General features: G+C 72.6%; 10 protein-coding genes. 6 read left to right on the top strand and 4 right to left on the bottom strand.

The genetic code is table 11. The annotated features are described in order from the left end of the window. Positions 1-151: 151 nt before the first annotated feature. From ABTZ17_RS09330 to ABTZ17_RS09350, 5 genes are all read left to right on the top strand, one after another. Entirely contained in the window at positions 152-1807 is a 1656-nt protein-coding gene (locus ABTZ17_RS09330) for an ABC transporter ATP-binding protein (protein ID WP_502994629.1), read from the top strand. After that, positions 1804-2928, top strand: a complete 1125-nt coding sequence (locus tag ABTZ17_RS09335) for an ABC transporter permease (protein WP_352194928.1) — start codon at positions 1804-1806, stop codon at positions 2926-2928. The genes ABTZ17_RS09330 and ABTZ17_RS09335 overlap by 4 nt, the downstream gene beginning before the upstream one ends. Continuing rightward, positions 2925-4190, top strand: coding sequence for an ABC transporter permease (locus ABTZ17_RS09340; RefSeq protein ID WP_352194929.1), 1266 nt, complete (start codon positions 2925-2927; stop codon positions 4188-4190). Before ABTZ17_RS09335 ends, ABTZ17_RS09340 begins: the two co-directional genes overlap by 4 nt. Beyond that, positions 4187-4597: a cytidine deaminase gene (locus ABTZ17_RS09345; RefSeq protein WP_352194930.1), complete on the top strand. Its 411-nt coding sequence runs from the start codon at positions 4187-4189 to the stop codon at positions 4595-4597. Before ABTZ17_RS09340 ends, ABTZ17_RS09345 begins: the two co-directional genes overlap by 4 nt. 97 nt (positions 4598-4694) lie before the next feature. Further along, a complete protein-coding gene (locus tag ABTZ17_RS09350) occupies positions 4695-5972 on the top strand; it encodes a thymidine phosphorylase (protein WP_352194931.1) in 1278 nt (425 codons plus the stop codon). A gap of 753 nt (positions 5973-6725) precedes the next feature. Here the strand turns inward: ABTZ17_RS09350 and ABTZ17_RS09355 are convergent. The 3 genes from ABTZ17_RS09355 to ABTZ17_RS09365 all read right to left on the bottom strand — a co-directional run bounded on the left by ABTZ17_RS09355 (position 6726) and on the right by ABTZ17_RS09365 (position 10055). Further along, positions 6726-7706, bottom strand: a complete 981-nt coding sequence (locus tag ABTZ17_RS09355; protein WP_352194932.1) for a sigma-70 family RNA polymerase sigma factor — start codon at positions 7704-7706, stop codon at positions 6726-6728. A 196-nt stretch (positions 7707-7902) separates the two neighbouring features. Next, positions 7903-8532 (bottom strand): L,D-transpeptidase family protein, encoded by a 630-nt coding sequence (locus ABTZ17_RS09360; protein WP_352194963.1) that lies wholly within the window; start codon positions 8530-8532, stop codon positions 7903-7905. Between the two features lie 239 nt (positions 8533-8771). Continuing rightward, positions 8772-10055 carry an MFS transporter gene (locus ABTZ17_RS09365; RefSeq protein WP_352194933.1) on the bottom strand — a complete coding sequence of 428 codons (1284 nt, stop codon included), beginning with the start codon at positions 10053-10055 and terminating at the stop codon, positions 8772-8774. Positions 10056-10174: 119 nt separating this feature from the next. Here ABTZ17_RS09365 and ABTZ17_RS09370 point away from each other — a divergent pair, with 119 nt between their 5' ends. After that, complete coding sequence (locus ABTZ17_RS09370; RefSeq protein ID WP_352194934.1) at positions 10175-11080, top strand: LysR family transcriptional regulator; 906 nt, start codon at positions 10175-10177, stop codon at positions 11078-11080. A gap of 89 nt (positions 11081-11169) precedes the next feature. Here the strand turns inward: ABTZ17_RS09370 and ABTZ17_RS09375 are convergent, their stop codons facing one another. Continuing rightward, on the bottom strand, positions 11170-12489 hold the full coding sequence (locus ABTZ17_RS09375) for a helix-turn-helix transcriptional regulator (protein WP_352194935.1): 1320 nt from the start codon (positions 12487-12489) through the stop codon (positions 11170-11172). Positions 12490-12614: the final 125 nt, after the last annotated feature.

The raw sequence follows: 12614 nt of genomic DNA on the forward strand, positions 1-12614 counted from the left end.
CCAATGCTCTCCGGGGTCCGGGGAACGGTCTCGCGCCGTTCCCCGGACCCCGGGCCGCATTCCGGCCCGGGCCTCCCGGGCTCCACGGCCCCTTGTGGCCCGAACTTTTCACTTACGACAGTGCTACGCGCGTAGAGGTCTCGTGGACGCGATACCGTCGCCCCCCGCCCTGTCCCCCCTGCCTCCAGCTCCTTCGTGCCGAGGAGAGTGCGTCATCAACGCGTCCAGCCCGCCCCCCGCCGTAGAACTGCACGGCATTACCAAGCGCTTCCCCGGCGTCGTCGCCAACAAGGACATCGCGATCACCGTCCGCAAGGGCACGGTGCACGCCCTCATCGGTGAGAACGGTGCCGGCAAGTCGACCCTGATGAAGATCCTCTACGGCATGCAGAAGCCGGACGAGGGCACCATCGCCATCGACGGGGAGCAGGTCACCTTCAACACCCCCGGCGACGCCATCGCCCGCGGCATCGGCATGGTGCACCAGCACTTCATGCTCGCCGACAACCTCACCGTCCTGGAGAACGTCGTCCTCGGCGGCGAGAAGCTCCACGGCATCGGCGCCAAGGCCCGCAAGAAGATCCTGGAGATCTCCGACGCGTACGGCCTGGGCATCCGCCCCGACGCCCTGGTCGAGGACCTCGGTGTCGCCGACCGTCAGCGCGTGGAGATCCTCAAGGTCCTCTACCGCGGCGCCAAGATCCTCATCCTCGACGAGCCGACCGCCGTGCTCGTGCCGCAGGAGGTGGACGCCCTCTTCGACAACCTGCGCGAGCTGAAGTCCGAGGGCCTGACCGTCATCTTCATCTCCCACAAGCTGGGAGAGGTCCTGAAGGTCGCCGACGACATCACCGTCATCCGGCGCGGCACCACGGTCGGCACCGCCGACCCGAAGACCGCCACCACCAAGCAGCTCGCCGAGCTGATGGTCGGCAGCGAGCTGCCCTCGCCGGAGACCCGCGAGTCCACCGTCACCGACGTGCCGATGCTGAAGGTCTCCGACCTGCGGCTCGCGGCCACGGACCCCGACGGCGTGGTCCGCGAGGTGCTCGCCGGCATCGACTTCACCATCCACAAGGGCGAGGTCCTGGGCATCGCCGGTGTCGAGGGCAACGGCCAGACGGAGCTGATCGAGGCCCTGATGGGCATGTCCCTGCCCGACGGTGGTGCGATCACCCTCGACGGCAAGGACATCTCGACCACACCGACCCGCAAGCGCCGCGAGGGCGGCATCGGGTACATCCCCGAGGACCGGCACCGGCACGGCCTGCTGCTGGAGTCCCCGCTGTGGGAGAACCGCATCCTGGGTCACGTCACCGAGGAGCCCAACTCCAAGCGCGGCGTCCTCGACCCGAAGGCGGCCCGCAAGGACACCGAGCGGATCGTGCGCGAGTACGACGTCCGCACCCCCGGCATCGAGGTCACGGCGGCCTCGCTCTCCGGCGGCAACCAGCAGAAGCTGATCGTCGGCCGCGAGATGAGCCACAACCCCAAGTTCCTGATCGCCGCCCACCCCACCCGCGGTGTGGACGTCGGCGCGCAGGCGCAGATCTGGGACGCGATCCGCGAGGCTCGCCGCGAGGGCCTGGCCGTCCTGCTGATCTCCGCCGACCTCGACGAGCTGATCGGCCTCTCGGACACCCTGCGGGTGATCTACCGCGGCCGTCTGGTCGCGGACGCCGACCCCGCGACCGTCACCCCGGAGGAGCTGGGCACCGCCATGACCGGCGCGGCCCGCGGCCACCTGGAAGCCACCGACACCACTTCCGCCGCCGATGGCGCCGCGCCGGAGGACGAGGCCCGATGACAAGCCCGAAGACTTTCGACAAGGACAAGCTGATCCTGGGGGCGGCCGGTCCGGTCCTCGCCCTGGTCAGCGCGTTCCTCCTGACCGCCGTGGTGCTGCTCGCCACCGGCGTCAACCCGATCGAGCCGATCCGCCTGATGGTGGAGAACGCCGGTTACGAGGATGTGCAGGTCCTCATCCTGAACCAGACGGGTACGTACTACCTGGCGGCCCTGGCCGTGGCCATCGGCTTCCGGATGAACCTGTTCAACATCGGTGTGGACGGCCAGTACCGCCTCGCCGCGATGCTCTCGGCCGTGGTCGGCGCCGCCGTCACCCTGCCGGGTCCGCTGCACATCCTGCTCATCGTGATCGTCGCCATGTGCGTCGGCGCCTTCTGGGCCGGTATCGCGGGCATCCTGAAGGCCAAGCGCGGGGTCAGCGAGGTCGTCTCGACGATCATGCTGAACGCCATCGCGACCAGCCTGATCGCCTGGCTGCTGCTGCCCGACAACTTCGGCGTGCAGATCGAGGGCTCCAACGACCTCACCACCGGTGAGATCGCCGAGTCCGGCTGGTTCCCCGGCGTGAGCATGGGCGACTCCGGCGAGATCTACGGCTTCACCTTCGTGGCCTTCGCCCTCGGCGTCGTCTACTGGTTCGTCCTCAACCGCACCCGCTTCGGCTTCGACCTGCGCGCCACCGGCGCCAGCGAGTCCGCCGCGCAGGCCTCCGGTGTGGATGCCAAGAAGATGATCCTCACCTCGATGCTGATCTCGGGTGCGGTGGCCGGTCTGGCCGGTATGCCCACCCTGCTCGGCGACACCCACACGTACAGCCTGTCCTTCCCGGCGGGCGTGGGCTTCACCGGCATCACGATCGCCCTGCTCGGCCGGAACCACCCGGTCGGCATCTTCTTCGCGGCCCTGCTGATCGCCTTCCTCGACAAGGCGTCGGCCTCCCTGGACCAGTACGGGTACGCCAAGGAGATCGCCACGATCATGAAGGGCCTGATCGTGATCGCGGTCGTCGTGTCCTACGAACTCGTCCGCCGGTACGGCATCCGCCGACAGCAGCAGAAGGTCGGCGAGGAGCTGGCCGCCGGCCACGCGATGAAGACCGAGAAGGAGGCCGCGGCGTGAGCACCAGCACCGTTTCGGCGACCAGCGGCGCGCCCAAGAAGGACGCCGGCCGCAAGAAGCTCACCCTGCCCTGGATCCTCCTGATCATCGCGGGCGCCCTCGCCCTGGTCTCGGTGGTCCGGCTGATCAGCGGCGCCGACGACCTGACCTCCGTCGGTCAGGTCTCCGGTGCCCTCCAGCTCGCCGTGCCGATCGGCCTGGCCGGTCTCGGTGGCCTCTGGGCCGAGCGCGCGGGCGTGGTCAACATCGGCCTCGAAGGCATGATGGTCCTCGGCACCTGGTTCGGTGCCTGGGCCGGCTACCAGTGGGGTCCGTGGACCGGTGTCGTCCTCGGCATCGTCGGCGGCGCCCTCGGCGGCCTGCTGCACGCGATCATCACGGTCACCTTCAACGTGAACCACATCGTGTCCGGTGTCGCGGTCAACATCCTCGCCATCGGCATGACGCAGTACCTGTCGAACTACACCTTCAACGAGGCCCCCGGCGGCTCCTCGAAGCAGTCCCCGCGCATCGACCCGATCACGGACATCACGATCCCGGGGTTGTCGGACGGGTTGGCGGACCTCCAGGCCAAGCACTGGTTCTTCGTCTCCGACCTCGCGGGCGTCCTCGGCGGCCTGATCACCAACCTGTCGCTGCTGACGGTCGTGGCCCTGCTGCTGATCCCCGGCTCGATCTACGTGCTCTGGCACACGGCCTTCGGCCTGCGCCTGCGCTCCTGCGGTGAGAACCCGGTGGCCGCCGAGTCCCTCGGCGTGAACGTGTACAAGTACAAGTACATCGCCGTGGTCATCTCCGGCGCCCTGGCCGGCCTCGGCGGCGCCTTCCTGGCGATCGTCTCCACCGGCATCTACCAGGAGGGCCAGACCGGCGGCCGCGGTTACATCGGTCTCGCCGCGATGATCTTCGGAAACTGGATGCCGGGCGGCATGGCCCTCGGCGCCGGCCTCTTCGGCTTCACCGACAGCCTCAAGCTGCGCGGCGGTGCCGAGAACGTCCACGCCATGCTGCTGCTGATCGCCCTGCTCCTGGTCATCGCCCTGGCCTGGCAGCTGTACAAGAAGAAGTACACGGCGGCGGTCATCTCCGGTGCCTGCGCCGCCGGCCTCTTCGTCTGGTACGCCCTCACCGACGAGGTCCCGAGCCAGTTCGTGGACGCCGCCCCGTACGTCACGACCCTGCTGGTCCTGGCGCTCTCGGCGCAGCGGCTCCGGATGCCCAAGGCGGACGGCCTGCCGTACCGGAAGGGCCAGGGCAAGTGACGGCGTCCGCCGAGCCGGCCATCGGCTGGGAGGCCCTCCGGGACCTGGCCCGGGACGCGATGTCCCGCGCCTACGCCCCGTACTCGGGCTTCCCGGTCGGCGTGGCCGCCCTCGTGGACGACGGCCGCACGGTCACCGGCTGCAACGTGGAAAACGCGAGCTACGGACTGGGCCTGTGCGCCGAGTGCGGACTGGTCTCGCAGCTCCAGGCCACCGGTGGCGGCCGTCTGACGCACTTCACCTGTGTGGACGGCAAGGGTCAGATCCTGGTCCCGTGCGGCCGCTGCCGCCAGTTGCTCTACGAGTTCGGCGGGCCCGCCCTGCTGGTGGAGACCCCCGACGGGGTGCTGCCGCTCTCGGCGATGCTGCCCCAGGCCTTCGGGCCGGACCATCTGAGAAAGCCGTAAGAGGACGGCCCTCCGCCCCCTGCCGGGCGGGGGGCCGTCGCACTTCCCCGCAGTACCGTTGACACCCCTCTCTATGCGCGTAGAAGGAAGTACCTCCATGGACGTCATCTCCGTCATCCGTACCAAGCGCGACCGCGGCGAGCTGAGCCCCGAGCAGATCGACTGGGTCATCGACGCCTACACCCGTGGCGTGGTCGCCGACGAGCAGATGTCCGCCCTGGCCATGGCCATCCTGCTCAACGGCATGAACCGGGCCGAGATCGCCCGCTGGACCGCCGCGATGATCGCCAGCGGCGAGCGGATGAACTTCGACTCCCTCTCTCGCCCCACCGCCGACAAGCACTCCACCGGCGGCGTCGGCGACAAGATCACCCTGCCCCTGGCCCCGCTCGTCGCCGCCTGCGGCGCCGCCGTACCGCAGCTCTCCGGCCGCGGTCTCGGCCACACCGGCGGCACCCTCGACAAGCTGGAGTCCATCCCCGGCTGGCGCGCCCTCCTCTCCAACGAGGAGATGCTGCACGTCCTCGACACCACCGGCGCCGTCATCTGCGCCGCGGGCGACGGCCTGGCCCCCGCCGACAAGAAGCTGTACGCCCTCCGCGACGTCACCGGCACCGTCGAGGCCATCCCGCTGATCGCCTCCTCGATCATGTCCAAGAAGATCGCCGAGGGCACCGGCTCGCTGGTCCTCGACGTGAAGGTCGGCACCGGCGCCTTCATGAAGAACATCGACGACGCCCGCGAGCTGGCCCGCACCATGGTCGGCCTCGGCACCGACTCCGGCGTCAAGACGGTGGCCCTGCTCACCGACATGTCCACCCCGCTCGGCCTGACCGCGGGCAACGCCCTGGAGATCCGCGAGTCCGTCGAGGTCCTCGCGGGCGGCGGCCCGGCCGACGTGGTCGAGCTGACCATCGCCCTCGCCCAGGAGATGCTGGACGCCGCCGGCATCAAGGACGCCGACCCGGCCAAGGCCCTCGCGGACGGCTCAGCGATGGACGTGTGGCGCCGGATGATCTCCGCGCAGGGCGGCGACCCGGACGCCGCGCTGCCGGTCGCCCGCGAGCAGCACGTCGTCACCGCCTCCGCCTCCGGCGTCCTGACCCGCCTCGACGCCTACGCCGTCGGCGTCGGCGCCTGGCGCCTCGGCGCGGGCCGCGCCCGCAAGGAGGACCCGGTGCAGGCGGGCGCCGGCATCGAACTCCACGCCAAGCCCGGCGACACGGTCACCGCGGGCCAGCCCCTGATGACCCTGCACACCGACACCCCCGAGAAGTTCGACTACGCCCTGGCCTCCCTGGAGGGCTCCTACGACGTGGCCCCCGCGGGCACGGACTTCACCCCGTCCCCGATCGTCCTGGACCGCATCGCGTAACCGCCCCGACGGACCAGGCACCCCCCGGTCAGGGCTGCGCTCAATCGCCGCGCGGGCTTGATCGGGGCTGGTGTGGTCGTCCGGCCCCCGGTCAGGGTTGCGCTCGATCGCCGCGCGGGCTTGATGGGTGGGCCGGGCCGGTCGTTCGGCTTCGGGTCAACGATGCGCTCGATCGCCGCGCGGGCTTGATGGGGGCTGGTGTGGTCGTCCGGCCCCCCGTCACTGCTGCGGTCAAACGCCGCGCGGGGTTGATGGGTGGGCTTCGGCTCGTGGGACCGGCTCTGGCGAGGGGCGGTTCCGCAGCGGGTCCCCTCAAGGGGGCACCCACCCGGCCCCGCCGGCGTTCGAGGCGGTCTCGGAGCCGCGCCTGACGGCCGGCCGGGGGCACCAAGGGGCGGTGGCCCGGGCCCGGGGCCGCAGGCGCCCGGTTCAGGGAAGGGGCGGGGTGGGGGAGAGGCCCCGAACCCTGCCCCACGGGAACCGATGAGTTCCGCCCCTCTCCACGGTCCCCCACACATGGACCCTCACCCGGCCCCCGAGCCCACACCCCCCGAACCGCGGAAGCCCTGGAAACCGCAGGAACCCCCGGAACCCGGGGAACCCCGGCCCCACGACGTCGCCTCCCTCACGACCCCCACCCTCTCGGACCTGGACGCCCTGGCCCGCCTGGCCCTGGAGGCCGCCCGCGAGGGCACCCGGCTCCGCCTGTCGAACGCCGGCCCGGCCCTCCGCGCCCTCCTGGACCTGACCGGTCTAGCCGAGCCGCTCGGGCAGACCGAAGAGCGGGAACCACCGCTCGGTGTCGAGGAAGGCGTTGAGCCCGGTGATCTTCCCGCCTGAGATCTCCAGCACCTGGAGGGCCCACGGCTCGTGCCCCTCGCCGTCCGCCGCGGGCCGGTACTGCCCGAAGGCGGGCAGCCCGTTCGCGACCGTCGGCACCAGCCGGGAGCCCTTGCAGCCGATGCCCTGCACGAGGTGCCAGGCGGCGATGTCGGCGGGGCCCCGGAGCCACAGGTCGAAGGGCGGCATGGACAGCACGGCGTCCTCGTGGAGCAGGCTGGTCAGCTGCTCGATGTCGTAGCCCTCGAAGGCGGTCAGGTAGCGCTCCAGCAGCTTGCGCTGCTCCTCGTCCAGCGGGTCCGCGGCCTCGCTCGCGCGCAGGTCGCGGGCGGCCAGGGTGGCGCGGGCCCGCTGGAGGGCGCTGTTCACCGAGGCCGTGGTGGTGCCCAGCAGCTCGGCGACCTCGTCGGCCTTCCAGGCGAGCACCTCGCGCAGGATCAGTACCGCCCGCTGCCGGGACGGCAGGTGCTGGAGGGCCGCCACGAAGGCCAGCCGCACCGATTCCTTGGCGAGGGCCAGCTCGGCCGGGTCGGCGGTCTGCGGCAGGACCCGTGCGTCGGGGACCGGCTCCAGCCAGGTCACCTCGGGCCGGGTGTTCAGGATCGCGGAGGACTGCGCCTGCGGCGCGGTCAGGTCCATGGGGCGGGCCCGCTTGTTCCCGGCGTTCAGCAGGTCGAGGCAGACGTTCGTGGCGATCCGGTACAGCCAGGAGCGCAGGCTCGACCGCCCTTCGAAGGTGGCGTGACCGCGCCAGGCCCGGATGCAGGTCTCCTGCACCGCGTCCTCCGCGTCGAAGGAGGATCCCAGCATCCGGTAGCAGTACCCGGTCAGCTCCACCCGGTACCGCTCCAGCGCCTCGTCCAGCTCCGGACCGGCCACCGCTGCCTTGCTCATCGCCCTCGCCCCCTGCGTGTCCCGACTCCCTTCGGAAACTACCCCAGGGGTCCGACAACGGCAGCGCGGAGCGGACCGGGAGCGGCCCGGGAGCAGCACGGAGCGGTCCGGGAAACGGTACGGGCCGGCCCCGCCGGGCCCCGTGACCCCGGCCGGACCGGCCCGCACCGCGAGGGCGCCGCGCCGGCGCCTCCCGTCAGGTCCCCGGCTTGCGGCCGTAGACGAAGACGTCGTCGCCGTTCTTCAGGAGGTTCCAGTACGCCTTCGCGTCCGCGGGCGTCATGTTCACGCAGCCGCCGGAGCCCGGCGGGTTCCACATGCTCTTGGTGACGGAGTGGAAGGCCTGCCCGCCGTCGAAGAACTGCGAGTACGGCATCCACACCCGGTAGATCGACGACCAGTGGTTGATGTTCCGGTGGTAGATCTTCCTGGCGCCGGTCCGGGTCTCCGTGCCGTCCTTGCCGGTGCGGACCGGCACCGGCCCGTACTTCAGGGTCGCGCCGTCCTGGATCCAGCTGAGCTGCCGGGTGAGGTCCACGCACGCGATGCGGCCCTTGTTCACCGGGCACTTGCCGGCCTTGTTCGGGGTCTTCCCCGCGGCCTTCTGCTCCAGCATCGTGTTCATCGTCCGCCAGGTCACGATCCCCGCGTACCCGACGGTCGGCGTGATCCCGTGCTTGGCCTGGAACGCCTTGGTCGCCTGACAGTCCGCCGCGGACTGCACGCCGTCCACCGGGCGGCCCAGGAACTTCTCCACCTGCCGCTGGTACGGGCCCGTCGTCAGGTTGCAGGACGCGGCCTGTGCCGGAGCCGCGGTCACCGCCATGGTCAGCGGCAGCGCCAGCGCCGTCGCGGAGCCCACGGCCACCGCCCGCAGCCGGTTCCGGCGCCCCGTCCCCTCTACCTTGCCGCGTATCGCGCTCATCGCGCCCATCTCGTCCTCCCCTCCCGGGCCCGCACCGGGCCCTCGCAGGGGAGACGCGCGACGGCCCGGGACAGTTGCGCCCCGGGCCGCCCCGCCGATAACGGACCGGCCACGATCCGGCCGGCCCCGCCGCCCGCCCGTCAGCGGGCCGCCGCCGCGCCCGCGAGGAGCCGCTCGGCGCGCGCCACCCGGGTCCCGTACAGGGTGATCGAGACGACGCCCAGCACCGCGGTCAGACCCAGCGCCACGGCCGCGTCCCAACCACCGGCGTGGTACGCCACCGCGCCCAACGTGCCGCCCGCGCTGCTGCCCAGGTAGTAGGCCGACTGGTAGAGCGCCGAAGCCTGCGCCCGGCCCGTCTTCGCGGTCCGGCTCACCGCCGCGGACGCCACCGCGTGCCCGGCGAAGAAGCCCGCCGTGATCAGGACCAGGCCCGCCAGGACCAGCCCCAGCCGGTCCGACAGCGACAGCAGCAGACCCGCCGCCGTGGTCGTCACGGCCAGGTACAGGGCCCCCCGACGGCCCGCCCGGGCCACCAACTGCCCGGCCGCGGCCGAGGAGGCGGTCCCGACCAGGTACACCAGGAACACCGAGCCGATCACGCCCTGCCCCAGCCCGAACGGGGCCTCCGCCAGCCGGTACCCGATCACCGTGTACACGGCCCCGAACACCGTCATGAACAGCGCCCCGATCCCGTACAGGCGCAGCAGCAGCGGGTTCCGGAGGTGACCGGCCACGGTCCGGCCCACCGCACGGGGCCGGAGCGAGGCCGGACGGAAGAACCGGGCGCGGGGCAGCAGCACCCGGAAGGCCACCGCGCACAGCAGCGCCAGCACGCCCACGGCCGCCAGCCCGGCCCGCCAACCGCCCAGTTCGGCGGCCCAGCCGGTGACCAGCCGGCCGCTCATCCCGCCGATGGAGTTGCCCGCCACGAACAGCCCGATCGCCCCGACCAGGGCCTTCGGCCGGACCTCCTCCGCGAGGTGGGCCATCGCCGAGGCCGGGATGCCCGCGATCGCCGCGCCCTGCACCGCGCGCAGCGCGACCAGGCTCTCCACGTTCGGGGCGAACGGCACCAGCAGGCCGACGGCCACCGCCACCGCGAGGGACCAGGTCATCATCCGGGTCCGGCCCACGCGCTCCGACAGGGCGCTGAGCGGCAGGACGAAGAGGGCGAGGGCCCCGGTCGCCGCCGAGACGGTCCAGCTGGCCTGACCGGCCGTCACCCCGAAACCGGCCGAGATCGCCGGGAGCAGGGCCTGGGTGGAGTACAGCAGCGCGAAGGTGGCGAGTCCGGCGGCGAAGAGCGCGAGGCTCATCCGGCGGTAGCCGGGGCGGCCGGGTGCGAGGGGTTCGGGGTCTTCCGGGGACGGCGGCACGGAGGCACCCGCGGTGACGGGTGCCCCGGTATGAGCGGGAGTCATGCCTCGAAACTAGGCTCCTCTTCTTCATGCGTCCAATGCGTTGAATCGCGATAATCGATGCACTGACGTATGAGCAATGGCCAGAGGGGTGCCTGTCATTGACTGGTAACGAAGAAGACATGGCCGTGACAACGGCCCTGGCCCCGCGGCTGGCCTGGTTCGCCGCCGTGGCCCGGCACGAGCACGTCACGCGGGCCGCCCAGGAGCTGGGCGTCCCGCAGCCCACGCTGTCCCGGGCGATCGCCCGGCTCGAAGCGGAGTTGGGCGTCTCCCTGTTCGCCCGGCACGGTCGCGCCCTCACCCTGACGCCGGCCGGCCGCACCTTCCTGGCCCCGGTGGAACGGGCCCTCGTCGAAGTGGGCCGGGCCGCCGAGTCCGTCCGGGCCGACGCCGACCCCGCCGCGGGCAAGGTGGCCTTCGGCTTCCTGCACACCCTCGGCTCGGAGACGGTGCCCGGCCTGATCCGGGCCTTCCGGGTGGACCATCCCGGGGTCCGCTTCTCCCTGGTGCAGAACTACGGCGAGGCCATGCTGGAGCGGCTCCGCGCCGGCGAGCTCGACCTCTGCCTGACCTCCCCGGTCCCCGAGGTCCCCGGACTGGTCGCCCGACGGCTGGACGAGCAGCGGCTGCGGCTCGTGGTCCCCGAGGACCACCGGCTCGCCGGCCGCAAGCGGATCCGGCTGGCCGAGGCCGCCGAGGAGACCTTCGTGACCCTGGAGCCCGGCTACGGGCTGCGCCGCATCACCGACGACCTGTGCGCCGAGGCCGGCTTCACCCCGAAGGTGGCCTTCGAGGGCGAGGAGGCCGAGACCCTGCGCGGACTGGTCGCGGCCGGGCTCGGCGTGGCCCTGCTGCCCCCACCGGCGGTGGCCCGCCCCGGCGTGGTCGAACTGACCGTGACCGCCCCGAGGGCCGTCCGCGAGATCGGCGTCGCCTGGCTCGACGGCCACCCCGACACGCCTCCCGTGGCCGCCTTCAAGAAGTTCCTCCTCTCCCGCCGGGGCAACCTCCTCCCGGAACCGTGACCGGGATCCGGCCCCGCCCGCGAGCGAGGCGGTCGTGGAGCCGCACGCGCCCGGGACGGGAACAAGGGCACGCCTCGCCAGGGGGTACCTCAACCGCTTCCGCGCCGCCCCGGCGGCCGTCCCCCCTCCGGCCGGCCCCCCGCCACCTTGCCGCCCTTCCCCCGCCCCGCTCCCGCCCGTTCCGCGGCGGCCGGAGCCGGTGCCGGGGCCGAGTCGGCGGCCGGGGCCGAGTCCGTCGTGACTCCCCCCGAGGCCGCGCCGGCCAGCCACCCCGCCTGGAACCGGCTCCGCGCCCCCACCGCCCGCATGATCTCCGCGATGTGCCGCTGACAGGTCCGCTCCGACATGCCGAGCCGCCGCGCGATCACCTTGTCCTCGACCCCGTCCGCGAGCAGCCGCACGATCGTCTGGCGCAGCTCGTCGGAGATGGTGCGGGCCAGGTCGGGGCCGACCGTCACGGGGAAGGGCTCGGCCCCGGCCCAGGAGCGTTCGAAGGCGGCGGTCATGAACTCCACCACGCTCGGCTCCCGCACCACCAGGGCCGCCCCGCTCAGCGGGGCCCCGTCGGGGCCGCGGGCCGCGATCAGTCCGGTCCGCCGGTCGAAGACGAGCATCCGCATCAGTCCGTCGCCGAGGGTCCGCACCTGCGCCCCGAGGGCCGTGACCCGTTCCACGTAGGCGGCGGTGGGCCGGTTGTAGCGGGCGGTGTGCTGGTAGACGGTCCGCATCCGGACCCCGCGGGCGAGCATGCACTCGTCCCGGCCGATGGCCTCCTCCAGGGTCTCCACGGCCCGGCCGCCACCGGGCTGCGAGGTCAGCAGTTCCTCCTGGCAGGACGCGGACAGCTCGGCGATCAGGGCGCGCACCGCCCCGAGGTCGGTGATCAGCTCCAGGTCCGCGGAACGGTCCCGGGCCCGCTGCGCCGCCCCCGCCTCGTAGGCCGGGGCGAAGGACTCCAACAGCAGCCGGGTCCGGTCCATCTCCTCCTGGGCCCGCCGCACCCGCTCGGCGAGCGGCGCCAGCGCCCCGGCGGCCGCCGCCCGAGGCTCCACCGCGGCCCACCGCGCCACGGCCGCGTCCCCGCCGCCCCCACCGTCCGCGCCCACTCCGCCGGTGCGGGCACCGGCGCCGTCGGCCCCGTCCGGGACCCGCCGCAGCAGTCCCGCCCCGACCAGCTCCGCGAGGGCCTCCCCGATCTCCACGACCCCGACACCGCCGGAATCCACGGCGGTCCCCTCACCGCCACCCTCGCCGGGCGAGGTGTCGGTGCCGGCGCCGGCGCAGGCATCGGCCCCGGGGTCGGCCGCCGGGCCCAGGGCCGTCACCGCCTCCGCGGCCGTGAACGCGTACCGGTCGGCCGCGAACGCGTACAGACGACGGGCCGCCGGGCTCACGAGATCGTCTGGCATGGGGATATTCGTCCCGGTCTCACCCTGTTCGTAAACCCCTCGGGTTCCCGCCGAACACGATCCGGCCAGGTTCCGCCCGGTACGGACCAATGCTCCCGGCGGCAGAGTGGCGGTACGGCGTGAGG

Origin of the sequence: Streptomyces sp. NPDC097619 (assembly GCF_040302735.1) — a bacterium.
Lineage (GTDB): Bacteria > Actinomycetota > Actinomycetes > Streptomycetales > Streptomycetaceae > Streptomyces.